This window comes from Paenibacillus sp. FSL M7-0420 (genome assembly GCF_038002345.1).
In the GTDB taxonomy this organism is placed as follows: Bacteria; Bacillota; Bacilli; order Paenibacillales; family Paenibacillaceae; genus Paenibacillus_AQ.
The window spans coordinates 216,635-241,604 of sequence record NZ_JBBOCJ010000001.1 but is presented as its reverse complement, the minus strand read 5'-3'; the positions used below and the strand labels follow the sequence as shown (position 1 = coordinate 241,604).

Genomic DNA, 24,970 nt, shown 5'->3' with positions numbered 1-24,970 from the left:
GGGAAACAGGTATGAAATGGTTCTATAATCTAAAAACTAGCGTGAAATTAATCTCGTCCTTCCTGACCGTCGCTGTCATTCTTTCCTTCGTGGGTCTCTACGGTCTCAGCAACCTCGGCTCGATTAATAAGAGTCTGGATGATATGTATGTGAACAATCTGGTTCCCGTCTCCTCCCTGCAAAGCTCACAGAACAGCTTCTCGGTCATGCGCGTTATCGTCAGGGATCTGTACATTAAGAAGACCCCTGAGGAACGCCAGCAGCGGGTGGACGATTATAAAAAAGAGAAGCAGAACGTACTTGATAACATCGCGGCCTTCCGCAAAACCAAGCTGAGCGCGGAATCGGTTCAAGCCGTTGCCCCTTTTGAAGCCGCATGGAATGACTATCTGTTAACGTACGATTCTCTTGTCAGCCTCTCCCTGACGGGACAGGACGAGAAGCTGCTGGAGATGCTGCGCGGCAGCACGCTTAACAACCAAGGCGATACCTTGAAGAATATTCTGAACGAGCTGATTCTCACCAACACCAAGGAAGCGGATCAGGCCCGGCAGAATGGAGCCGCACTCTATAGCTCTTCGCGTAATATTACCCTCAGTATCATTATCGGTGCAGTCATTCTGTGCATCCTGCTAGGATATATTATCTCCCGGATTATTTCTAATCCGCTGGCGAAGGTTGTCAAAGTTCTCTCGAAGGTGGCTGACGGCGACCTGCGCAGCCAATCCGATATCGACACCAGAGATGAAATCGGCATCCTGGCTGCCAAGGTGAACGAGATGGTCAGCAACCTCCGCAACACAGTGGGCTCCATCCTGCTGCATTCCCAGAGCCTGTCCGCCGCCGCCGAGGAGATCTCCGCCAGTACGCAAGAGGTGGCAAGCGGCAGCACAACCACAGCGGATGATGCCGGGACCATCAGCGAGTTATTCAAAGAGCTGTCCAGCGCGATCCACTCTGTAGCCCAGAATACCGAGCAGGCCTCGGTGATCTCCGATGAGACCGTTACGATTGCCGAGAACGGGAACAGCATCATTCAGGAGTCGATGGAGAGTATGCAGGCTGTCAGCGGGCAGATGGCTAAGCTTGAGGAGGACTCGCAGAAGGTCGGCGAGATTATCGATGTCATCGAGGATATTGCCGATCAGACCAACCTGCTTGCTCTGAATGCCGCCATTGAAGCCGCCAGAGCAGGGGAACAGGGCCGCGGCTTCGCGGTGGTGGCCGACGAGGTCCGTAAGCTCGCCGAGCGCAGCGGCGAGGCCACCAAGCAGATCACCAGCATCATCAAGGGGATGCAGGTGAATACCCGCTACAGTGTGAGCGCTGTGCAGGAGAGTGCGGAGCTGTCGCAGAAGACCGGCATTTCGTTCCATCAGATCGTGACGATGGTCAACAACGCCGGCCAGAAAATCTCCGAAATCGCCGCCGCCAGCGAAGAACAAGCCGCCCAGTCCACCAACGTCCTCGCAGCCGTGGAGAGCATCTCCGCCACCACCCAGCAGTCCGCTGCCAGCAGCGAAGAGACCGCCTCTTCCGCCCAGTCCCTGGCCAGCCTGGCCGAGGAGCTGCAGAGCACGGTGTCTTCGTTCCGGTTGTAGCTTCATCCTTGCTACAAGCAACAATATTTAGACAGACCTTGAAAGTGAAACAGCGGCAGTGGTGGACAGAAATTCAAGTCCTAGACTGTCGCTGTTTATTGAGCTGACGGTTACCGTTAGCTGAATCGATTAACGATATTCTTCAGATTTAGCTGTTCACGTAACAACATCCAGCTTTCCGCCACGGTTTGATGAGCCGTGTGGATCATGCCTTGGTCGTTAGAGCTTAACCGCCTGAGAATATGCTCTTCGTAAATTATCACTCCCCATCACGTATGAATTCTTTATTCCAATGATTATCGGTGTAACCCCGATTATTATTCCATTCAGCCAGCATTAGTCTTTGTCTAATTTCTAAATCAGAGTAGGGAGCAGCCACAATTTCAATGTCATTAAATAAATCATTATAAATCGGCAACGGACTTGTCCTTTCTTTGAATTTTTTAAATGCTCCGATTTCAGCATCATTTGCAGCCCACACCACTTTTTTTATCTTGGAGAGAACTATAGTCCCCGTACACATTGGACAGGGCTCGCACGTCGTATATAACGTAAGCCCGTTATCTACAACAAATTTCTTACTTTCAACATCTAATATCTTATGTCCAGCCTTTCTTATAGCGTCTACTTCTGCATGTGAAGTTGTATCATAGCTGGAAAAAACTCTATTTCTACCCCGGCTAACAACAGTTCCGTTAGAATCAATAATGACTGCCCCAATTGGGTAAGTCCCTTCTTCTTTTGCTTTTTCAGCTTCTTCGAAGGCAAGCAGAAGGTATTCATAGTGGTTGTCCATTTTCACCCATCCTAACTAAATTTCATTCTATTTTTTCGGTACCCATAAGAAAAGTATCATACCCAGGAACGTTTCAGAACAGGGATACACCGATTCAATGGTTTAGTGTACAAATCTGAACGCAGCCGGTGGCGTTAAGTGGATTTGGTCCATCTAATTTGACGGCATCGCCCCATTTGCAGACAGTAGTTGGACAAACAACACTTAATTTCTACGATTCCGTCCAATTCGATGATTTTCGGGGGATTAGGTGGACTTTTTCCAATTGCTTACCCACAACTCTCCGTTTCGCTGGAATTAAGTGTGCTTTTTCCAACTATCATCGTTGCCCCTCTTCGCCGAACCCATCAATTAATGAAATCCCCTTGGTAATACGCACTGTACTCTCTTGCAAGAACCTACGCGTCCAATCGTCAGCCTGGGTTAAATCCCAACTCCGGTGCATGCCGACGACTACGATAATTTCACGCAGTTTAAGAAACAAATCCAGTTGACTCTTCCAGCCATCGGGAAGCTGCCGGCCATCCTCCGTGTAGCCTAACTCGAAATGACGGATAAAAAGCTCGTATTGCTCCTTACGTTCAGACCTCGAATCTTCCCCAAATACATATAGTAAATAATAGAGCTGGATAGCAATATCCTCAGCATACCAGCTGTATTGACACTCATCGAAATCAAAAAGCGTTATCCGCCCTGACTCATCTACCAAGAAATTACCTACGTTGATATCCCCGTGAATTAAACCGAAATTATCTGAGGTAACAGGCAAACTGCTCAAATCAGCTTTTAGTCCGTCTAGGGCATGCAGAATGGGCCCAAGCTCTGCCGGCAAATAATCTTTCGCCCGCACAAGGTATTCGTTAGTCTCCCAGGTATGTCTTCTGAATACCGGTTTATACCGCTTACTCAGTTCATGAAGACGGCCTGTAATACGGCCACATTGTTCATATAGCATCGGATTCCCCAGGCATTCCGGATATCCTACTTTTGTGCCGGGTGCAAAATTGAACGCTGCTGCGTAAAAATCCATCGTATTCCCATGAATACGCTCATAATCCCTTCCATTCGCCGATAGAACCGGAGCTGAAACTGACACTCCCTTCTCCGCGAGGTAACGAATCCATTCGATTTCGGCTGCAAGCCCTTCAGAGGTACGAAGTGTGTCAGGAGTGAAGCGAAGAATATATTGGGATTCACCGAGAGTATAAGAATATATGAAGTTTTGAAAGCCTCCAATGAAGTTCAGATCCTTGGGGCTAATCCCAAAGCGCCTAGCACCTTCAGCAGCATATTCGTCCAGGAACATTCTTTTGATGTGTGGGTCCATGTTTTCTCCTTAGTATGTATAATTAGGTCGTTGTAGATCAGTTACCTGACTGCTAACGATTGAATACAATAATAATCCTGAGCTTTTTCAAATAATAATGCAACTTCCAGAAGTCATCCCTTGTCATCATCTATTTTCAGGTTTTTTTATAGCATGCGTTATATCATTCAAAAACAGGAAATAATATAAGTTAAGTTTAAGTTATGCGCGGTATACTTTAAGTTATTTTAAGTTTAAGCGAGAAGTGTTAGAATGGAGTTGAGGTGATGTATATGTTTAATGTAACAGAAAAGGAAAGAGCATTGTCGGAAGCATTGTCGATCTCCGAAGTATTCAAGACACATCTTCACGAGACTGAAACACAGATGTCATTGTTTATTAAGGCTTTGGCCAATTACATTGAACGGAATTCTATTCATAATCCTTCAGAAGTGCTTCAGGCCGTGGATAGTCATTTGGTTCACGGTAATTCTGAGCAGGCTCTGCAACGAGTGCTAATCCACATGGTTACTGTAGGGATGGAGGCTGAAGTATTAAGCACTAAAATCTACACAACAGGAGATGTCGCCCGATTCTTCGGGGTAAGTATTGCTACGATCCATAATTGGATTGCACTTGGGCGATTTGACGGTGTTGAAAAAGGAGAGCGTTACAAACAAGTTAGATTTCCTGAGAACGCAGTTTATACTTCTCCTACTGGAATGAAGTCAGCTATAGCAGAGGTTGCAAAACGTTATGAAGCAGAGCAAATACGTTCAGGAAGAAATAAAGAAATGACAGCAGCTGGGGAAATGGCTGAAATACTTAATGCTGTCGTTCATTTTGAAAAAAAATATGGCGGAACATTCGAAGAGACACTGGGAAAAAAACTGATTTAACCCCAGAACAATCTCGGGACGCAGTACAATGGTCCAGTCTGCTGTACTCCATTGAAAGGAAATGGAACTGAATACTCGCCCCCCATCCAACATCAGCCAGTTGGAGAAAGACTTTTCGAATATTATTATGAACTCATGTGATGGGGATGGCAGCGGTCTATTCACCTCTATCTCATTTACCCGGCACACATTTGTGTTCACGGATCTGTCCCGTTTGCTTATAACTGAGCATCTCAGCAGAGGACGAATAGAGATGTACTTCTACGACTGGGTGGATGAACACGGGTTAGATAATTTAAAATTTCACAGTGAGCCGCATAAAGATGATAAACGTTATCAGACGACCACTGAACCTTATCATATTCATCCTCCCGCAGATGCCAAACTTACTAATATGACACGTTACCCTAATGTACATCATCAGGAGTTACCAGCGATAATTTAGCACATCTTTTTTTCACTAGTAGCAGCAAAAAAGATATAACAACCTAATCCTTTTTGACTTCGTCAACCTCAAAAAAAGCCCGCCCCTCCCCCGCAGCAGCGGCAGATGGACAGGCTTTTCCCATATCATCCCGGACTTCTCTTCCCTCGGCTTAAGCGCCCAGGATAATCTCCCAGACCGGCTTCGTATGTCCGCCAGGATAGAAGATATACAGCAGTACATAGACGGCGACTCCCGTAATAGCGGTGATGAACCAGATGACGGAGGTCACTCTGCCCCACTTGCGGTGCTTGGCATACTTGGCCTTGAAGCCGAGCGTCAGCGTGGTGATGCCGAATACGGCAGCGACGGTAGCCAGTACAATGTGGAAGATCAGGAAGACATGGTAGATCGTCGTCAGATGCTCAGGACCACCCCAGGAGGTATTGCCCACGAATATCGTTCTAGACGAATACACCAGGAAGAACAGAATCGCTGCCACCGCAGCCGCAATCATTGTCTTCTTGTGCGCTTCGCGTTTGCCTTGAATGATCTGTCTCCAGCCGATGGCCACCAGCACCGCGCTTATGACGATGAACGATGTACTGATCGTAGGAAACAATGTGAAAATATCCATGAATATCCCCCTCGGTACTTACCAGCTCATTATAGGTCAGACCTCCTCCGCCAGGGCAGAGGATGGCGCGGACACTTCCGTGTCCTCCTGTCCATTCTCTTTTTTATACCAATGATAGAACACATAAGCAAGCATCGAGGCGAAAATAAATTCCTGAATGAACTTCATCACGATGCCGCCGACCTGCTGATCTACCTTTGGGGACAGAGATCCGAAGAAGCCGGGACCGCCAAAAGCCTGCAATAATGCAGCCGGACTCTGCGGTACACAGTAGCCCATCGCCTTCGCCCAGGTGCCCGGGTCGCTATACGTAGCATAGAGGGGGGAGCCCGCAAAAATAATCAGCCCGCAGGCCGGTGTCAGCAGCACCATGTTCAGGAAGATGAAGCCCACCTGCCCCAGACCGCTAAGCGCCCGGTATTCCGGCAAGGGGTTGATCAGATTCCACCACATCAGCGCCGAGGTCAGGAACAGGACGCCATAATACAGACGGTGAACGGTGAAATGCAGCATGACATAATCATGGATGGCGGGGATGTGGTAGAGCGAGAACAGGCCATTGAAGAGCAGGGCCGCCACCACCGGCTTAGCGAGAAAAGCCAGTCCCTTCAGCGGATTCACCCGCAGCAGAGCGCGCCAGCACCAGTCGGGGATACCAAGCATAATCAGCGGAACCGCCACCAGATAGGATAAGGCCATACTCACCATATGGAAGGAAAACAAGATATGTCCCAGCAGACTGACAGGTCCTCCCTGCGCAAGATAGAGGGCCAGCATTCCGCATAAGAACAGCCCCCTCCGCCAGAAGGGGACTGCAGTGCTGCCCTCAAAACGGGAGGCCAGCGGACCAATCAGCACAAAATATCCGGCAGTCAGGAGGAGCATCAGGGCCAGAAACAACGGACTCCATAGTTCCGTAAAGCTGAAATATTGCAATCCCGGTATCATCCTCAAGACCTCCCCGGAGATAGAATCAATCCCACCATACCCAATAGAGCGCCATTACAATACAGGTGCCTGCGATAAAAAAGCCGCCCAGCATGAAGATAATCGGGAGCATATGCCCTTTGTCCTTCAAATGCATCCAGAAGCCCATCTGCAGGAACACCTGCAGCACAGCCATTACCAGCAGCAGGATGATCGCAAAGGTAGCATTCACCCCTCCGGCCGCCACCGCGGCAAAGGCGATCAGCGTCAGCACCACCGAGAACACAAACACCACAATATGCCGCTGCGGTCCTTCCGGACGGTGCCGGTGCTTCACCGCAGAATCTGAAGAAGGCTGCTTCGTCGTCATGGCTTCACCCCACCTTTCCGAGCAGGTATACGACTGTGAAGATAAAGACCCACACCACATCAATGAAATGCCAATACATCGCCGAGACATAGATTTTCGGTGCAGTAACGACCGTCAAGCCTTTATGCGCCAATTGTCCAATCAGCACGGAGATCCACAGAATCCCGAAGGCGACATGGGCACCGTGGAACCCGACCAGCGTATAAAAGGCCGAGCTGAACGCACTCGTCGTCATCCCGAATTCCTCATGCCGGATATATACACTGAACTCGTAGATCTCCAGGATCAGGAAGGCAAGGCCGAGCAGGACAGTCACCACCAGCCAGTTCCGTAACTGGGCCACATTTCCCCGGTGCATGGCCTGAATGGCGAACACACTGGTCAGACTGCTGACCAGGAGGAGGAAGGTCGCTGCCGCAACCAGCGGCAGATGGAATAGCTCAGCCGCCGAGGGTCCCTCATTCGTCTGATTGCGCAGCGCCAGGAAGGTAGCGAACAGGGTGCCGAAGAGCACCGCCTCCCCTCCGAGGAACAGCCAGAAGGCCAGCACTTTATTGCGTCCTTCCAGGGTCGCTTTCTCGGGTTCATGCGGGAGTGTACCGTCCGCCGCTTCAGCATGTGCCGTTGTCATCTCTGCTCACCTTCCTTCCAGCTCTTCGGGTTCAATATGCCAGCCGTGATCGTCGAACAGCGACCGCATCAGCATCGATCCGAAGGTAATAAGAAGCCCCAGCGCCGTAACAATATAATTATTGAACAGGAAGCTCATGATGCCGCTGCTGAATTCATCACGGCTGAACATGAAGCCCAGGCCCGCAATGAAGATACCGACTGACATCAGGAACGGCAGAATCGTGGCTGACGGCATATGAATCGGGCCAACCGGCTCCGCCGGGGTCATCGCCTTATGCCCGGCCATTTTCTCTTTCCAGAAGGCATCCAGGCCCCGCACCAGCGGCGTCTGCTTGAAGTTATATTCCGGCGGCGGCGAAGGGATCGTCCATTCCAGGGTCCGCCCGTCTTCCCACGGGTCATCCGGCGCATCCGCCGGCCGTCTGGAGGTCAAGAACACATTTACAAGGAAGATAATCATGCCCACTCCCATCAGGAACGCCCCCACCGTACTGACCAGGTTGAGCGTATCGAACTGCTGGTTCGGCAAATAGGTGAATACGCGCCGCTGCATCCCCATCAGTCCCAGGAAATGCTGTACGAAGAACGTTAAGTGGAACCCGATAATGAAGGTCCAGAAGGTCCACTTGCCCAAGGATTCGCTGAGCATCCGCCCGAACATCTTCGGCCACCAGTAGTGCAGCCCGGCGAACAGGCCGAGCACCAGACCGCCAACGATTACATAGTGGAAATGCGCCACCACGAAGTACGTATCATGGAACTGGAAGTCTGCCGGCGCGGAGGCCAGCATCACCCCGGTTACCCCGCCCATCGTGAAGGTAGGAATGAACCCGGCCGCGAACAGATTCGGGGTCGTGAACCGTACCTGTCCGCCCCACATGGTGAACAGCCAGTTGAAGATCTTGATCCCTGTCGGGACGGCAATCAGCATGGTAGAGACGGAGAACAAGGCGTTCGCGACCGGACCGAGGCCGGTGGTGAACATATGATGCGCCCAGACCATGAAGCCCAGGAAGGCGATCAGAATTGTCGCGAAGACCATGGAGCTGTACCCGAACAGCCGCTTGCGCGAGAAGGTCGGAATGACCTCGGAGATGATGCCGAAAGCCGGGAGAATCAGAATATACACTTCGGGATGGCCAAAGATCCAGAAGATATGCTGCCACAGCACGGGATTGCCCCCGCCGGCAACATTGAAGAAATTGGCGTCCAGAATCCGGTCGAAGGTAAGCAGGACAAGTCCTACGGTAACTGCAGGGAATGCAAACAGAATAATGGCTGAGGTAATGAAGGTAGCCCAGGCGAACATCGGCATCCGCATGAAGGACATCCCCGGTGCACGCATCGTGATGATGGTAGCCAGGAAGTTAATCCCGCCAATCAGTGTACCGAGGCCGGCAATTTGCAGCCCTATCGTATAAAAGTCCACTCCGTGCGAGGGGCTGTAGCCCGTACTCGATAGCGGGGTATAGGCCGTCCAGCCCGCATCCGGCGCGCCGCCCATCACCCAGCTCAGGTTAAGCAGAAGACCGCCGAACAGGAAGGTCCAGAAGCCCAGCGAGTTGAGAAAAGGAAAGGCGACATCCCGCGCGCCGATCTGCAGCGGAATCACCGCATTCATCAGCGCGAAAATGACCGGCATGACGCCAAGAAAGATCATAGTCGTGCCGTGCATGGTAATCAGCTCGTTGAAGGTCTGGGCATCCAGGAAGGTATTCATCGGCTTGATCAGCTGAATACGGATCAGGATCGCCTCCAGGCCGCCAATGCCGAAGAAAAGGCCGCCGGCCCATAGATACAGGATGGCTATTTTTTTGTGGTCAACGGTAGTAATCCAGTCCATCAGCCCGGTATGCCGCTTGGCACTGTGGCCGGGCTTCAAGGGCTGGGAGGGCTGCAAGGATTGCGCTGCGTGAGCCAAAGAACGTACCCCCTTCTCAAATATGCTGCTTCCGCTTCAGTCATAGGCCCCTAGTCCAGCGTATAACCGGCCAGATATTCGGCAATGCCGTCGATCTCTTCATCACTTAAGCCCATATCCTTCGGGCTCGGCATCTTGTTGCCGGGCTTCACGCTCTGCGGATCATGCAGCCAGGTCTTCAGATTCTCCAGAACCGGGGCTCCATCTTCACGGGTGTCATCATTAAGCAGAATCCCGGCAACGGATTCACGGGAGCCGATTCCGGTCAGGCTGGGAGCCACCGGTGATGCAGGCATGCTGCCAATCGCATGGCAGCTCAGGCACTGGGACTTGAACTTCTCAGCCAGCACCGGGTCCTCCGGCATTACAGACTCCGGCGCCTTCATCGAAGCCACCCACTTGTCAAAAGCCTCACCGCTGACCGACTTCACCTTAAACTCCATGAACCCGTGGGAGGGTCCGCATAGCTCCGCGCATTTCCCCCGGTAAACGCCTTCATTCGGCGCACTGAAGCTGAAGCGGTTCACCGTGCCGTCGGGATTGGTGTCCATTTTCCCGGCCAGTGAGGGTACCCAGAAGGAATGCAGCACATCCTTGGTGCTGAGCTCAAAGGCAATGTGCTTACCTGTAGGAATAATCAGATCCTGCGCGGTCGTTATTCCGTAATCCGTATATTCGAACTCCCACCAGTACTGGTGGCCGGTCACCTTGACCTTGATGGCGTCCTTGTCATCCGAATGATCATTGCCGGCAGCGAAGACCACCTTCACCGTAGGAATCGCCAGCACAATGACGAGAATAAGCGGGATGACCGTCCATAGCACCTCCAGCTTGAAGCTCCCCTCCACTTGCTTGGGAATCTCATCCTGATCCTTCTTCCGGCGGAAGCGAATCCATACATAAGCCGCAATGGAGAAGACGATCAGCAGCACCACAATCATGATCGTGATTGACAGCTTCATCAGTCCGTAAGAGCTTTCCGCTACGGGTCCCTGCGGTCTGAGTACCGACAAGTCCTCCCGTCCGCATCCGGCCAGAAGGAGTCCAAGTGCTGCTGTCATGGGAAGAAGCCGCTTACCAGCCTGCCACGTTTTCATCATTGATCTACCCCGCTTTTCCCGAATTCGTAGATTAGAGTATTTTCCTGTCAATTATAACAATCACTATTAATATAAGTTCGGTCTACGGTTTTGTCAATCGTTCACAACAAATTCACATAATCATTTTTGGAGTCGCGGAAAGCTTGTCAATACTGATTTTATAAGCGCTTTCAATTTTTCCGGAAAACTGTTAAACTACTTCTGAAGCGTATTCATATGTATTTGTGTCTAAACATTCATTTGACATACGAAGATGATCTGCAAAGTGCATACAAAAAAAACCGATTCCAGAAGCAGCACGCTGCCCGGGCACGGTTTATGAGAATCCTCATGGATGCTTCGCTATGGATGTTATCGCTTGAATGTAGATTAAATGTAGTTGTCGGCATCAAACAGCACGAAACAGAATCACTCGCTCTGCCGGCTTCTTCAGGAGACGGAAGAATTCATTCTAACCAGCTCATGCTCCACAACCATGGTCAGCTCTTCCTCATAGCCTCCCGTGATCCGATACTTCCGGACGTACTCTTTCACAAATTTCTTGGGATCTTTGGGCCGGAAAATACGTGTCATTTCCCGCAGACTTTCCTTGACTTCGTTATGACCTTTACTTGCCATGATCAGTTCCCTCCCAAAACATTGAAAATGAATGCTCCGTTGTAGAGAATGCATGATGAAAAGTTCGCCGTAACCTTGAAATGCAAGTAAGAAACCATTACACATACGCGGCTTGCATTACCCGTCCAGACTACCATTCCATGAACTTGGAAATCCGCCTTGCCGGTGAAGCAGGTTCGTCGTGATTTGGGCTGAGAGTAAGGATGTCCCACTGCAAAGACACCTTGACACTTTAATTACCCGAAGAGCCACTTGCTGAATCACTCCTTTCGGGCCTTATCGTTATATTGTATCATATTCCAGATTAACTTCCACCTTTCCATGTAAAAATACAAATGGAAATTTTTTATAGTATATGCTTGCCCAACTGTTTGTGATCCTGACATTAGTATGCCCCTTATCCGCAGAAATTATTGGACAGCATCTCCGCACGGCTCATACTTTGCCTGTACACCTCATAGGCTTGTAGGGAAGAAGCACGAATGTAATTTGCCTTTTCCTCTACATTCCAAGGAGAGTGAGCCCTTTGACGCCTTTCAGATCATCCACCGGACTGCCCGATAACATTGCAGCTGCCTTGTGTTATTTCTTCCCGTTTATCGGGGCAATTATTTTCCTTGCTCTGGAGAAGCGCAGCCGCTTCGTCCTGTTCCACTCGCTTCAATCCCTGATTGCCTTCGGAGCGCTTATGATCGCCCATGTGCTCAGCGGCTTCATTCCGCTTCTCGGTGATGTGGCGGGCGCCCTGATCTCCCTATGCAGCTTCGCAGTCTGGCTGCTGATGATCTACCATGCCCTGGGCAGCAGATGGTTCAAGCTTCCCTGGGTGGGGGAGATCGCCGAAAGCCAGCTGCGGCAGCTGTAGCTGTGTGCAGCAGAAAATAGTTTCCCTTTTGCCTGCCCGCTCCTTACAATGGGATAAGACATGCAGGAATCTACAGGCTGGGGGAAGCATCCATGTACTTGTTCATCATAAATTCCCGCTCCGGCGGCGGGGCGGGACGGCGGACCTGGCGCACCATACAGGCCTTGCTTGCGGCGCGGGCTGTTCCGTATGAAGCACTGTTCACCCAGAGCGCTGACAGCGCAGAGGATCAGGTGCTGCAGACGCTTGCCCGCCGCGAGGACTGGCGTGCCGCCATCATTGTCGGCGGCGACGGCACGATCCACAGTGTGCTGGGCGCACTGCGGCGCAGGGGGGTCCCGCTGGGAGTCATCCCGGCGGGTTCGGGCAATGACACTGCGCGCGGGTTCAGCATCCCGCTCGCGCCCGAGGCAGCGCTGGACACCGCGCTGCAGGAACACTGCATCGAAGCCGATCTGCTCAGCGCGGCAGGCCGGCTCACCCTGACGGCGGTGGCCAGCGGCTTCGACGCGCAGGTGGCCGTCAATGTGAACGGCAGCCGCTACAAGCGGCTGTGCAACGCCATTGGCGCCGGGCGCCTAGCCTATATCATCGGCGTGCTGCATACGCTGATGACCTTCAAGCCCTGCCGCGTCAGCGTGACCTGCGACGGGAAGGAGCAGGGTTACGACCAGGCGTGGCTGGTCTCGGTCTGCAACCTGCCCAGCTACGGCGGCGGGCTGCTGATCTGCCCGCAGGCGGAATCAGGCGACGGTCTGCTTGACGTCTGCGTTGTACACGGGGTCAGCCGCGGGCAATTGCTGCGGCTGTTCCCGACGGTGGTGAAGGGCAGGCACACGAAGCTGCCCTATGTCACCATGCTGCGCGGACGCAGCGTAGCCGTGAGCTTCGCGCAGCCGCGCCACGCCATCGGCGACGGCGAAGCGCTCGGCACGGCGCCGCTGGCCGTGGCTTGCGAGCCGGGCGCGCTGCGCGTGCTCTCGCCGCTGGCGGCAGCCGGGGCACCGGGCGAAGCCGGGCCCGGTTCCTGTCACGCCAGCGTCTAGGACAGGCGCGGCGGGGCGGGGCATATATATGGCTCCGCGTCACGGACTGAGGCGCTCTTATTCTGGATGAAAGTCATAAATTAGGCAGGTAACGGACCACACGGACCTTATTCCCTGAAATACCGCTCTTAAGTATCGTTTTGAGCTACCTTAGAGTCTCCTCAGTCCGTTAAGACACCAGAAGTGGTGTTTTTCAGGGGATAAGGTCTCTCAGGTCCGTTAGGAGCAGATTGGTCTGGCTAATGAAAAAGCTGGAACGATATTTCTCCCAACACAAAGAGCAGGCCCCGGGTATTCCCCTGAGCCTGCTCTTTGTTACGTACTTCACGTTTCCGCCGGGTCCGTTTCCTGCTTCGTGCGGAAATAGACCTTCTTCACAAAGATATCCTCCGCTAGCAGTAATGCTGCTGGCGGACAAAAACCGCTGGAACCCCGCTGCCCCGGTTATATCCCGGTTGGCTTCTGGGGCAGCAGGTTGCCGACAATCGACTTCAGCTCGCCCTCCGGCTTGCTGCTTTTCTTCCCGTTGTCAAAGCTGGTAATGCGGATCTCGGAATAACTTTCTCCCGAAGCCACGGGCTTGAAGATCCATTTCTCCCGGTCATCCAGCCGGACGTTGAACTTCATGTCCTTGAACATCTCCACCAGCTCCCGTTCTTCCGGGGTCTTGCCCTCTTCCAGGAACAGCAGTCCGCGCAGCGGCTTGACGCCCTCTGTATGCTGCACCTCAAAATGAACGATACACTCCATGCTTGTCACCTCCCTCGCTTAGTGAACTTTGGCACTTACTATTGCAGCCCTATTCCTCAGGCTCTTCCCCCGATTCCTCCTGATCATGCAGCACATATTTGCTGTAGATCCGGCTATAGTGCTCCCCGTAGCGTCGCTGCAGTTCGGGGCCCATATCTTCCTCCAGCTCGAACAATACCAATTCCTGTGTAAAAGATTTGAGCAGCAGCTCCACCAGCACCGGATGCTCGGTAATCACGGCTTGGGCGCTTCCGTCCTCATAACGCATGCCGAGCATGCACCAGCTCCGGTCCACGACGAAGGAGAACTTCCGGCCTCCGCTGCGTTCCGGCTTCCCCGGCAGGGGCGGCCATACCGGATAAGGTGCCGGCACAGCATCACCGCCGTCAAAAGCCCACAGCAGCTTCACTCCGCGCTTCTCCGCCTGCTCAAGCTCACTGCGCAGCAGCGAGGCTTCCTCCCGCCACACATCCACTACAATCTCCTGAGCGGCAAGATTCAGCTGGCGGACCAGCTCTCCAATGACATTCCGGTCACCCTCCACGTTGTAGAAGGAGGGGCTGACCGGACCCCCGCGCGGCATTTCACTCTCCATATAGGCAAGCGAGGCCTGCACCCGGCCGGATATCATCGTGGCCAGCTCTTCCGGGTCCAGCACACTGTAGCGTGCCGGCTCCCCTTCTCCGCAGCGCACGTAGCCTTGCTGAGTCAGGCGCTGAAGCGCCGCATATACGTTTGATCTTGATACTCCTAGCTGCTTTGCCACTTCGTAGCCCGAAGCCTGGCCCTTGGTGGCCAGCTCAACCATTATTTTGGATTCCATCTCTGTGAAACCCAAATTGCGCAGATGCAGCAGCAACTGTTCCATCTATGTTGTCCCCCTAAGCTGTCAGTACTACCCTGTCTATATTTGCTCCGAGCCGCAGCGCGGGCACCACATGGAGCCCTTCGGCAGATCGGCGCGGCAGATCTGGCAATTCACGATCTCCCGTGTATCCGCGTCTCCGGCTACCCGCTCTTCGGCTGGCTCACTTGCCTTCCAGTCCCTGATCCGGCGGTCCAACTCGAGTTGCCGCTCCCGTTCCCGTTCCAGTTCATCTGCCTCCCGGCGGCTCCGGTCAGAACCTGAAGCCATCCGGTCCGCTTCCTCCAGCTCTGCGTCTTCCTCCAGTTCAGGCAGCACCTCCGCATACTGCACACGTGCTTCGGGTCTTCTGGCCAGCTCCCGTTCCGCTTCGGTCAGCTCTTCCTCACCGTAGTACTGGTCTTCTTCATCTTCATGCTCCAGCACCGTATGTACGGTAACCACGGGCGGTGCTGCGGTAGCGGCGGCCGCCGATGACGGCTCTTTACGCAGTGAAATCTCCTTATCTTCCGGCTTGCGTGCTTCCAGCTTACGTCCGCAATGCGGACAGAAATTGGCATCCAGCCCTACGATCTGACCGCAGGCGCACAAGCGTTCATTTCTCAATTCGGCAATTCTTGAGCGTACGTCCTCGATCTGCTCCTGCAGCTTGTTACAGCCCCGCGCAAGCTCGATCATCTGGCCTTCAGCTACCGACATATCCCTTGAACGATATCCCTCGTAGAAGAGCTTCCCCATTTTCAGAAATTCAACCTGCATCTCATGCTCAATATCTGAAATCTGCCCATTCAGCTTGCTCACTTCCACCGAGCTTTGCGCTTTTTCACTCACCCGGCTGGCACCGTCTTTAATGCGTTGCAGTAAATTCATTGTAGTTCCTCCTTCTCCAGAGTGAGAATAGGCTGATTCGCAGCCGCGTATATCCTTACATTCCGATTGCTGCTCCACGCAGCAGCGGAAACGTGATTCTATCATACCAAAAGTCCACGGCAGATTCATTATTTGTCGTCATGTGGTAAATACCAAGTAGAGGCGGCTAGCGTTCTTATTGGAATGAGTATGCTGCGGAAGAAGCAATCATACATATTGCCTTCTGCTGTATCCGTTCCTGCGTACCCGTACATTATCGAATGATGGAGGGATGAATTGTGCCTGACGATAACCTTAACCGATATTTCGTCTCTGTGAATCACGGTCTGATTCAGGAAGAGAGAGGCGACTCCAGTGAGTACGAGGTTCTGCTGTCCAGTGACGGCCTGACTGTGCTTCAGGATCTTCTGGCCGATCTGGCCAGCGGGGATGACTACGCCTTCCGGCGTGCTCTGGTTCCCTACAAGTCAGCCGATCATGATGATGCCGCAGAGCAGTTCGATGAAGCCACCATCCGCCTGTTCCAGTATCTGCACGACCATGGCACTGACGAGACCCGCCTTCAGATCGAAGGCTTGAACGTCCTGCAGAAGCTGGACAATACAGGCTATCAGGATGAAGGCTACGGCACAGGCTCTCCCACCAACAAATAAGGATGAACGGAGCTGCGCCATAAGGACGGCTTAATGCCTATACTGTGCTAATACGCGCCGGAGGGAAGAATGTTTCTCTTCGGTCAGGGTTACGGTTTTATTTTGCTTCCGGGGCTGTACATCGGTTAAAATAGAATCAGAACCGCAGCTAGCGCTGTATAAGATTGCCGTAGTCATCCATTCATGGTCTACAGTCACAAATAACGAAAACCGGGAGAGTTTCAGTGGAAGAATATGATAGTACACAAGTAACATTGAACAAGTTGCAGGTCCATGTGAAGGATATGCAGAAGTGGCAGATTAACGAGGATTTCGCCAAGCAGGTTGAGAATTTCAAGGCTTTGCCGGCGCTGTACCGTCACGCTCTGAATGAGCTTGAGAATAAAATCGATATCATCCGGACCGAGTGGCAGGTGCGTGACGGCTTCAGCCCGATTGAGCATGTGAAGTGCCGGATCAAAGAACCGAAGAGCATTGTGCAAAAAATGCAGCGCAAGGGCTATGAGCTTAACCTGGATAATATGGAGCAGCACATCCATGATATTGCGGGGATGCGGATTGTCTGCGCCTTCGTGAAGGATATCTACCGGCTGGTGGACCACCTGTGCGCCCGCGAGGATATCCGTGTGCTTGAGATTAAGGATTATATTGCCCACCCGAAGCCGAACGGCTACCAGAGCCTGCACCTTATCGTGGCTATACCGCTGGTACTGCTTGATGGCACCCGCTGGGTGAAGGCAGAAATGCAGCTACGTACGTTAGCCATGGATTTCTGGGCCAGCATGGAGCATATTCTCTACTATAAATTCGACAAACAGCTGCCCTCCCATGTGGCCGAGGAGCTGAAGGAAGCCGCCCGTGCTGCCGATGAACTGGACCAGAAGATGCTCCGCCTGCGCCGGGAGATTCTGGAGCTGTCAGAAGGCAGCGGCGGCAACGAACAGACATAATCCTAGGATAAAATGGCCGCAGCCAGGCCGTTATCCGGCTGCAAGAGGGGCACCTTTGTGCTCCTCTTTTGTTTGGCTGGCTTGATGTGGGAGGGCCGCCCTACCATCCAGTTTGGCTAAATCAGGGGCACTTCTGCCCCTCATTCCCGCCCGAAGAATATTGGCTACCTCAGCACGCCGACTTCTAGCCGAATCAGAGGGATTTTTCCCTTTCATTTCTCCATTCCGCCGACTTCCAGCCGATTCAGAGGGATTTATCCACTTTATTCTCGTGCAGCCATCCCCAATCCTCTCCGGCGCACTGCTAACAAAACTAATATTACTTGTGAGATCAGTTCTTACGTTCGTTCGTGTCCCGGCATCCGATTCAATTCCACCAGTTGGTCTAGTTTACACTCTATATTACTTAAAGAGCAGCTTTAGTCGCCGCATAAACATTGTAGCCTATAGCTCCTTCAATCCCACCGCACTTATTATCCGTGCAACCCGGAGCTAACTCAAGCCCCTACTCACGAACCCATGCACCTACAGCTTACTCAAGCCCGCCACACCTATCCGTGCAACCTACAACTTACTCAGACCCCAACTCACGCCCCGCGCAGCTACAGCTTATTCAAGCCCGCCGCACGCTTCGCGGCGGCTTCCGAGACCCGGCGCATCAGCAGCGCAAGCCCTTCACGCGCCTTGGGTGTCTGTGGCAGGAGGGCGCTCCAATCCTCCTCCGGCTCCATTACCTCAGGCATAGCCGGAAACGGACGGGAGGAGATCTCGTGAAACAGCGGCCCCGGCTGGTGCAGAGAGCCTTCAGCCGCTGCCTCGGCCAGCCACTCTCCAGAGGATACGGCCGGGCCCTTGCGCTCCAACCGGGCCAGCTCGGACGCGAGCGACACAGATGCAGGCGCGTCTTCTTCAGCGTTCCGCTCGTTCTCCCGCTCCGCCCACAGGGCGAATACGCCGGAGAGCAGCTCTTCCTTGGACAGTCCGCGCAGGGCGAACGCAAGCAGCGGCTCCTGGGTCAGCTGCTGCCGGACCCGCTGCACCAGATCCTCAGCAGGCAGCAGACCCGTGCCCTGTTCCTCTGCAGCCAGCCTCAGCTCGTCATCTACAGGCAGCAGCTCCAGTGCAGTAAGCCCGCCATTCAGGCTGCCCTGCAGCAGATCATACAATTCGCCCGGATGCGCAGCGAGCTGATGCAGCACTTCATTCTTCCGGGCGGGTGTCCACTGCGGAATACGCAGAGTAACAACCTCCCGCTGGCCCTGTTCCCCTTGCTTCTCTATCTCCGCTCCGGCTTTGCTGCTGCGTCTGTCTGCCCCTTCAGCAGCAGGCCCCACACTCCCGGTGGCCTTAATGACCCCGGGCAGCACCTCCAGCCGCAGCTCCAGCAGCTCATTCATAGATGTTGCCTCCTTCTGCCTTACAATCTATTGCCGTGTTTACATCCAGTCCTGTCCCTGGAGTTCAATCAGCTCTTTGAGCTCATGGTTAGACATCTCGGTTAACCAGTTCTCACCGGAGCCAACGACCTGCTCGGACAGGCTCTTTTTGCGTTCAATCAGCTCGTCGATCCGCTCCTCCAGCGTCCCCTGGCAGATCAGCTTATGCACCTGCACATTCTTGTGCTGTCCAATCCGGAAGGCGCGGTCCGTCGCCTGATTCTCTACAGCCGGGTTCCACCAGCGGTCATAATGCAGCACATGATTCGCCCGTGTCAGATTGAGGCCTACGCCTCCCGCCTTAAGCGACAGAACGAAGAAAGCCGGACCGTCCCCCTCTTGAAAAGCATGCACCATCTCGTCGCGCTCGCGCTTCGAGATGCCGCCATGCAGGAACAGCGGCGTCTGCCCGTATCGTCTGGCCAGCCGGCTGACCAGCAGCTCGCCCATCGCCACATACTGGGTGAAGATCAGCGCCGATTCACCAAGCTCAGAGATGCTGTCGAGCACCTCGAACATGACGTCCATTTTGCCCGAAGGCTCACTGCGCAGGCTCCGCCCCTCGTCCTTGCGGAACAGCTGGGGATGATCGCAGATCTGCTTCAGCTTGGTGAGGGAAGACAGCACCAGCCCCCGCCGGGCCATGCCCGAACGCTCGCCGATGACGCCTAGCATCTCATCCACAACCCCCTGATAGAGCGCGGCCTGGGTCTCCGTAAGTGGACAATAAGACTTCAGCTCAAGCTTCTCCGGCAGATCCTTCGAGATATCCGGGTCGCTCTTCAGACGCCGCAGCAGGAAGGGCGAGACCAGCCGGTGCAGCTCACGCAGCCGTTCGCCGCCCTCTCCCGACACATAACGCTGGCGGAAGGAATGATACGTCCCCAGATAACCGGGGTTGAGAAAATGGAAAATCGACCACAGCTCGCCCAGCCGGTTCTCCACCGGAGTCCCGGTCATTGCGATCCGGTGCGGCGCACTGAGCTTCATGACGCTCTGCGCCTGCTTGGTGCGGTGATTCTTGATGTACTGCGCTTCATCCAGCACAACGGTAGACCAGCGTACCCCGGCCAGATCCTCGCTGTCGCGGCCCGCCAAATGGTAGGTGGTCAGCACAATCTTATGGCTGGCTGCCAGCTCTCTGAAACCTTCACCGCGCACCCGCCGCCCTCCATGGTGAATATGCAAGCTAAGTGAAGGGGCGAAGCGCTGCAATTCCCGCTGCCAGTTGCCCAGCAGCGAGGTCGGGCAGAGGATCAGCACAGGCTCCTGCTTTTCGCCCGGCGGGGCATTCAGCGCCTGGTCGAGCAGGCAGGTGATGACCTGCACGGTTTTGCCGAGACCCATGTCATCAGCCAGGCAGACGCCGAAGCCGAGATTGCTGAGTGCCGTAAGCCACTGATAACCCCGCTCCTGATAGGGCCGCAGCGTTCCGTTCAGATCCTCCGGCACCGGACGCAGCGGCATCCCGCGCAGCACATCGCCGTGCATGAGGGAGGCCAGCAGGCCAGAGGTCTCCATGCCGGTAACCGACATGCCCTTCCACAGCCGCTCTTCACCATCTTCAGCCTCCAGGCGCATCCAGTCGGCTGCGGTCATCTCTCCGCTCTCACCACGCTTAATATATCGCAGGACCTGACGAACTTCCTTCGGGTCCACTTCAATCCATTCTCCCCGGAAGCGCACAAAGGGCACGCCTGCTTCCACCAGGGCATTCAATTCCCCCTCTGTGATGTCTGAATCTCCCAGAGAGGCTTCAATACGGAAAGAGATCAGCTCTTCCATACCCAGCGCAGACTGCACCAGGCCATCCGCTGCACCCGCCGGGGGCTGCTGCATCTTCATTCTCATGCCGATCCGCCGCCGTCCCTCCTTGCTCCAGCGCGAAGGCATCTGCACGGTAATTCCCCGTTCCCGCAGCTGCTGCACGCTCTCCTTCAGGAAGAAATACAGCCGCTCCGGCGGCAGCTCAATCCCGCGCGGGGCCGGTTCAGCCAGCGAGCGCCGGATGTCCGGCGAACTCTTCGCCGCCCGTCCCAGCGCAGCCAGCAGCTGCTGCTGAATATTGCGGTAACGCTTGCCCCATAGGGTGAATTCCCGCTCCCGGCTGCTCCACACCGCTTCCGCCGGAATCCAGAATTCCCCCTCCTCCCGGCTCTCCGCCCAGAAGGTCAGCTGCCACAGCTCGCTCTCCTCCGCCGGAGGCTCCAGCCGCAGGCCCAGGCTTAGCTGTCCGCTACGGGCCTCCTCAGTCTCGAAATGCGGCACCTCATGGCCCGCCGTCTCGTTCACCACGGCCAGCAGCTCTGTTACCTCAGCCGGGGTCCCCTGCACGGGGATATCCCGGCTGCCCGTGAGCAGACTGTTCCACCACAGCTCCGTCAGCGGAGAATAGCCGCGGCGGTAATTGGCCTTATACGGCGACAGCGCGCTCTCATGAGCGGCAACCACATTCTTGATCTCGGCGGTCATGACCGCCTGCAGGAAGGAATACAGCACATACCCGCCCGCTTCCTCCCGCGAGGACAGGTCGCCTTCCTCAGCTACGTGTGTGCCAAGTGCAAGCACCGGCATAGAGGCCGCCATCTGCAGGAAGAACTCCTTATCCGCCTCTTCCCGGAACGCCGGTGACCAGCACACGGCAGCAGCCTGTTCGCCGCCGCGCCGCCGCGAGCCGACCTTGCGCGGCGGCTGGGCGCCGGGCACAATCCCGCCCTTGCCCATCAGCTCCAGCGCGAAGCGGGCGGCTGCCGACCAGTAGCGCAGCTCTCCCCCGGGTTCAATGCCCTGGGCACGGCTGGCCTGCTCATCCCAGGCCAGCAGCAGCTCGAAGGCATCCTTCGGCGACAGCGCCAGCCCTTCCAGCGTGCGTCCGGGCAGTCCGCGCCGCGCCGGTTTGCCCTCCACGGCGGCGGCCGCAGGATACTTCACTTCCGCCAGCCGCAGTGCAGCACCCGCAAAAGGACGCCAGCCACTGCGGAGCTCCAGCCGTTTGATCACGCGTGTCCATGCGTCCACCTTCGGCTCGGAGGTTTCGCCCGAGAAGCAGAATAATACGTCCCCTAACCATATTGCATACAGATGCTTAATCATTGTTGGTTAATCTCCATTCTTGTGAGCAGACAGCAAGAGCCAGCCCTTCCAGACCGAAAGACTGTCCCCTTCTGCGCGAAAAGTATATTATGAGGCTGCACCGGCAGCATGAACTGTACAACCATTCCATGAACGCTCAGGTTATTGCTGCAACTTTTTCTTCATCCCTTCATCTTATACGAAAAACCATATATTTAAAAACCTTTCTATGCTTTTTCTGCGATTTACAGCAGATTTTTGTTCCGAGCGGCTCATTATAGTTCAGTGAGCGTTACTTCCAGCAGCGGACGGGCCACAAAAATGATGCAAAGAGCCAAATTGTTGCACAAATATCAACTCCGGCTTATGAATAGTTGGCTTTCAGGGGAAATGTTGCAGGAATGTCAGCAATTCTCTCCCATAGCCGCTTTGGGGAGCAGAATTAATGCATTTCTAGCAACATTTCGGAGTTATGCTCGCAATACTGGAGGGATTGTTGCAATTCGGGCAGGATTATACCTCATTCCTTCCTTGCCGGGCAGCCTTCTCTCCCCACACACCACAAAGAACCGGCCCGCCCTCTTTCCAGGCGAAACCGGTCCTAAACTCCAGTCAATCCGTGCTATGCTACACAGCTCTTATGGATTACCTTTACCGCACACTAATCCGTACCTGCCAGAATCCGCAGCTCCCCGCCCCCGGCAGCATCCGCTACCTGAACGATGATCGCGCCGTTCTTGCCGTTCCGGGCCCAGCCTAGCGCCCCCTCATTCAGCTGCTCCAGGCTGATCTCCGATAGTCCGTCCACCGCAGCTGCGGTGAAGAACGGATAGCAGAGTGCGAACCTCAGCGTCTCACGGCGCGGCTTATAGTCATGCACCGCATATGCCCACTTCAGCACCAGTGCCCCTTCCTCGCCTTCAGCCTGCACGGTAAGCTCCGTATACTGCCCCTTGCGGTAGCTGAAGCTGTGGCCATCATCCTCATACAGCTTGAAGGACGAAGAGAAGCCCGCAGCCGCTTCCGCCCCGTAGAGGTGGAAGATGATCGTCTCCTCCGTGTCCTCCAGCGCATACTGTCTCAGCGGGCCTTCGGCCACGAAGCTGCCGGCCTTCACATACATCGGCATGATGTGCAGCGGTGCAGCCGCAAGAATGTGACGCCCGCCCTCATGGACCTCCCCGTCCCAATAATCCAACCAGCAGCCTTCGGGCAGATAGACGGAGCGGTGATCCGTATCCGGGCGGTAGACCGGGGCAATCAGCACATTTTCACCCAGCAGGAACTGGTCGCACAGGTTAGAGACATGCGGATCACGCGGATATTCGAGCACCAGCGGACGGATGACAGGCAGACCGCTCATTTCCGCTTCATGAAAAAGATTATACAAATGCGGCATCCAGCGGTACCTCAGCCCGATGAATTCACGCAGAATCCCTTCCACCTCTTCCCCGAAGGACCACGGCTCCTGGCGCAGCGTCCCGATGGAGGAGTGATTCCGGCAGTAGGGGAAAAACACGCCCATCTGCGTCCACCGCACCAGCAGCTGCGCCGACGTATGATGAGCGAACCCGCCGATATCCGGGCCCGAGAAGGCCAGCCCGGACAGTCCCATGTTCAGTACCATCGGCATCGCCATCGCCATATGCTCCCAGAAGCTGCGGTTATCGCCGGTCCATACGGCCGCATAGCGCTGGATGCCCGCATACCCGGCACGGGTCAGCACAAAGGGACGCTCGCCCCCCATATGCTCGGCCAGTCCCTCATAGGTCGCTTTGGACATCATCATCCCATACAGGTTATGGTATTCCTCATGCGTCACCGGCCGCCCGTTGTTGAAATGCATCACATCAAGATCCATTGTCTTGGTCTCATTGAAGACCGCAGGCTCGTTCATATCGTTCCAGATGCCCTGAATGCCAAGCTCTGTGTAGTATTTGTGCAGATCTCCCCACCACTCGGCGGTCCGGCTGTCGCTGAAATCAGGAAAGGCACTGATCCCCGGCCACACCTCACCGAAGAAAATATCGCCCTCCAGGCGGCGGCAGAAATGCTTCTCCAGCACCCCTTGCTTATACACCTCGTATTTGGGGTCTTTTTTGACGCCGGGATCAACAATCGGGACAATGCGCACACCCAGCTCCGCAAGCTCCGAGATCATCGTCTGCGGATCAGGGAAGTTGACAGGGTCGAAGGTGAATACGCGGTACTCGTCCATATAGTGGATATCCAGATAGATCACATCGCATGGAATGTTCTTCTCACGGAAGGTCTTGGCCAGCTGCAGCACCTCCTGCTGATTCATGTAACTGTAGCGGGACTGGTGATAACCGAGCGCCCACTTGGGCGGAAGTGCGATCCGGCCGGTGAGCGTGGTGTATCTTCGGACGACATCCTTCATCTCGGGCCCATTAATGAAATAGATATCGTACGCTCCCGTTGAGCAGCCAATGGTAAAAGCAATGCCGTGGGAGCGCATGTCGAAATCACTCCGGCCCGTATTATCCAGAAACAGCCCGTAGGAGAGGTCACCGTGCATGTGGATAATGAGCGGAATCGACTCATAGAGCGCTTCAATCTCCGGCAGATGCGGGGCGAACACATCGGTGTTCCAGTTCGTATAACGCTCCCCGCGTTTGTCCAGGAAGCTCGATTTCTCACCCAGTCCGTAGAAATGTGAGTCCGGCTGCATGTCATATTCCGCATGGCTTGCGCCGCGCGGGTTCCAGCTCGCCAGATTCTGCTGCATGATCACCTTCCCGGATGTATTCTCCACACGGAGCAGAAACGAGGCCTTCTCAATAATCAGCCGGATAGCGCCTGTAGAGAAAATGAGCTGCTCCTCCGTCTCCTCTACCGGAAACAGATGCGGAATACAGCACTCCTTCAGCACAGCCTCCGAGGTGGTCAGGTCCGGTACCTTGCTATGGAAGACCTTCATCCGGAACATATCATCGCTCAGGAAGATAAAAGCCATCCCGGCGCATTCCCCCTGAACGATGTAGATATTCTCGGAGCGTTCCCAGGACACCACGCTGCCCGGCGTGTTCCAGGTCTCCTTCATCACCATCGGCCCCATCTTCTCGGGGCGTATCGCCTCACTGCTCTCCATGAATCTTCTCTCCCTTCGCTGCTTGCTGATCTACTTCTTGACTACATATTACCCCGGGCCTAAGGAATACTATCCGCGATTCTTATGACCAATTGGTCATTTTTTTGCCGGATTAGTCT

The 24,970-nt window shown here is 54.5% G+C and carries 21 protein-coding genes; 6 read left to right on the top strand and 15 right to left on the bottom strand.

The genetic code is table 11. The annotated features are described in order from the left end of the window. Positions 1 to 11 precede the first annotated feature (11 nt). Complete coding sequence (locus MKX51_RS01055) at positions 12 to 1,601, top strand: methyl-accepting chemotaxis protein (RefSeq protein WP_340990884.1); 1,590 nt, start codon at positions 12 to 14, stop codon at positions 1,599 to 1,601. A gap of 259 nt (positions 1,602 to 1,860) precedes the next feature. Here MKX51_RS01055 and MKX51_RS01050 read toward each other — a convergent pair whose 3' ends face one another. Together MKX51_RS01050 and MKX51_RS01045 are read right to left on the bottom strand one after the other, a co-directional pair. Continuing rightward, positions 1,861 to 2,397 (bottom strand): nucleoside deaminase, encoded by a 537-nt coding sequence (locus tag MKX51_RS01050; protein WP_340990883.1) that lies wholly within the window; start codon positions 2,395 to 2,397, stop codon positions 1,861 to 1,863. Positions 2,398 to 2,716: 319 nt separating this feature from the next. After that, positions 2,717 to 3,724, bottom strand: a complete 1,008-nt coding sequence (locus MKX51_RS01045) for a phosphotransferase enzyme family protein (RefSeq protein ID WP_340990882.1) — start codon at positions 3,722 to 3,724, stop codon at positions 2,717 to 2,719. A gap of 266 nt (positions 3,725 to 3,990) precedes the next feature. Here MKX51_RS01045 and MKX51_RS01040 point away from each other — a divergent pair, with 266 nt between their 5' ends. Then, complete coding sequence (locus tag MKX51_RS01040) at positions 3,991 to 4,602, top strand: helix-turn-helix domain-containing protein (RefSeq protein ID WP_340990881.1); 612 nt, start codon at positions 3,991 to 3,993, stop codon at positions 4,600 to 4,602. Between the two features lie 596 nt (positions 4,603 to 5,198). Here MKX51_RS01040 and MKX51_RS01035 read toward each other — a convergent pair. The 7 genes from MKX51_RS01035 to MKX51_RS01005 form a co-directional block, all read right to left on the bottom strand. Beyond that, positions 5,199 to 5,663, bottom strand: a complete 465-nt coding sequence (locus tag MKX51_RS01035; protein ID WP_340990880.1) for a DUF420 domain-containing protein — start codon at positions 5,661 to 5,663, stop codon at positions 5,199 to 5,201. A 36-nt stretch (positions 5,664 to 5,699) separates the two neighbouring features. After that, positions 5,700 to 6,608: a cytochrome c oxidase assembly factor CtaG gene (ctaG, locus tag MKX51_RS01030; protein ID WP_340946759.1), complete on the bottom strand. Its 909-nt coding sequence runs from the start codon at positions 6,606 to 6,608 to the stop codon at positions 5,700 to 5,702. Positions 6,609 to 6,636: 28 nt separating this feature from the next. Next, complete coding sequence (locus MKX51_RS01025; protein WP_036722158.1) at positions 6,637 to 6,960, bottom strand: cytochrome C oxidase subunit IV family protein; 324 nt, start codon at positions 6,958 to 6,960, stop codon at positions 6,637 to 6,639. 4 nt (positions 6,961 to 6,964) lie between these two features. After that, entirely contained in the window at positions 6,965 to 7,591 is a 627-nt protein-coding gene (locus tag MKX51_RS01020; RefSeq protein ID WP_036722156.1) for a cytochrome (ubi)quinol oxidase subunit III, read from the bottom strand. 6 nt (positions 7,592 to 7,597) lie between these two features. Beyond that, the gene (gene ctaD, locus MKX51_RS01015; RefSeq protein ID WP_340995456.1) at positions 7,598 to 9,436 is read right to left on the bottom strand and encodes a cytochrome c oxidase subunit I; all 1,839 of its coding nucleotides are present in this window, start codon (positions 9,434 to 9,436) and stop codon (positions 7,598 to 7,600) included. A 128-nt stretch (positions 9,437 to 9,564) separates the two neighbouring features. Then, a complete protein-coding gene (gene coxB / locus MKX51_RS01010) occupies positions 9,565 to 10,614 on the bottom strand; it encodes a cytochrome c oxidase subunit II (protein WP_340944983.1) in 1,050 nt (349 codons plus the stop codon). Positions 10,615 to 11,043: 429 nt separating this feature from the next. Beyond that, a complete protein-coding gene (locus tag MKX51_RS01005; RefSeq protein ID WP_019913840.1) occupies positions 11,044 to 11,232 on the bottom strand; it encodes a hypothetical protein in 189 nt (62 codons plus the stop codon). 526 nt (positions 11,233 to 11,758) lie between these two features. Between MKX51_RS01005 and MKX51_RS01000 the strand changes: the two genes are divergently transcribed. Together MKX51_RS01000 and MKX51_RS00995 are read left to right on the top strand one after the other, a co-directional pair. Continuing rightward, positions 11,759 to 12,097: a DUF4870 domain-containing protein gene (locus tag MKX51_RS01000; RefSeq protein WP_340944984.1), complete on the top strand. Its 339-nt coding sequence runs from the start codon at positions 11,759 to 11,761 to the stop codon at positions 12,095 to 12,097. 92 nt (positions 12,098 to 12,189) lie between these two features. Then, positions 12,190 to 13,143: a diacylglycerol/lipid kinase family protein gene (locus MKX51_RS00995; protein ID WP_340990879.1), complete on the top strand. Its 954-nt coding sequence runs from the start codon at positions 12,190 to 12,192 to the stop codon at positions 13,141 to 13,143. Positions 13,144 to 13,587: 444 nt separating this feature from the next. On the opposite strand, the gene MKX51_RS00990 is transcribed toward MKX51_RS00995, so the two are convergent. The 3 genes from MKX51_RS00990 to MKX51_RS00980 are packed head-to-tail and all read right to left on the bottom strand — an operon-like array spanning position 13,588 to position 15,628. After that, positions 13,588 to 13,893 (bottom strand): hypothetical protein, encoded by a 306-nt coding sequence (locus tag MKX51_RS00990; RefSeq protein ID WP_340990878.1) that lies wholly within the window; start codon positions 13,891 to 13,893, stop codon positions 13,588 to 13,590. Between the two features lie 49 nt (positions 13,894 to 13,942). Further along, positions 13,943 to 14,761 (bottom strand): TrmB family transcriptional regulator, encoded by an 819-nt coding sequence (locus MKX51_RS00985; protein WP_340990877.1) that lies wholly within the window; start codon positions 14,759 to 14,761, stop codon positions 13,943 to 13,945. Positions 14,762 to 14,797: 36 nt separating this feature from the next. Then, positions 14,798 to 15,628 (bottom strand): zinc ribbon domain-containing protein, encoded by an 831-nt coding sequence (locus MKX51_RS00980; RefSeq protein WP_340944990.1) that lies wholly within the window; start codon positions 15,626 to 15,628, stop codon positions 14,798 to 14,800. Positions 15,629 to 15,906: 278 nt separating this feature from the next. On the opposite strand from MKX51_RS00980, the gene MKX51_RS00975 reads away from it, so the two are divergent. Together MKX51_RS00975 and MKX51_RS00970 are read left to right on the top strand one after the other, a co-directional pair. Beyond that, positions 15,907 to 16,281, top strand: a complete 375-nt coding sequence (locus MKX51_RS00975) for a hypothetical protein (RefSeq protein ID WP_340944992.1) — start codon at positions 15,907 to 15,909, stop codon at positions 16,279 to 16,281. Between the two features lie 284 nt (positions 16,282 to 16,565). Next, positions 16,566 to 17,231: a GTP pyrophosphokinase gene (locus tag MKX51_RS00970; RefSeq protein ID WP_340995455.1), complete on the top strand. Its 666-nt coding sequence runs from the start codon at positions 16,566 to 16,568 to the stop codon at positions 17,229 to 17,231. 602 nt (positions 17,232 to 17,833) lie between these two features. Here MKX51_RS00970 and MKX51_RS00965 read toward each other — a convergent pair. The 3 genes from MKX51_RS00965 to MKX51_RS00955 form a co-directional block, all read right to left on the bottom strand. Continuing rightward, positions 17,834 to 18,628 (bottom strand): hypothetical protein, encoded by a 795-nt coding sequence (locus MKX51_RS00965; protein ID WP_340990876.1) that lies wholly within the window; start codon positions 18,626 to 18,628, stop codon positions 17,834 to 17,836. A 39-nt stretch (positions 18,629 to 18,667) separates the two neighbouring features. After that, the gene (locus MKX51_RS00960; protein ID WP_340990875.1) at positions 18,668 to 21,760 is read right to left on the bottom strand and encodes a DEAD/DEAH box helicase; all 3,093 of its coding nucleotides are present in this window, start codon (positions 21,758 to 21,760) and stop codon (positions 18,668 to 18,670) included. 640 nt (positions 21,761 to 22,400) lie between these two features. Beyond that, positions 22,401 to 24,851 (bottom strand): glycoside hydrolase family 31 protein, encoded by a 2,451-nt coding sequence (locus MKX51_RS00955; RefSeq protein ID WP_340990874.1) that lies wholly within the window; start codon positions 24,849 to 24,851, stop codon positions 22,401 to 22,403. Between the last annotated feature and the right edge of the window lie 119 nt (positions 24,852 to 24,970).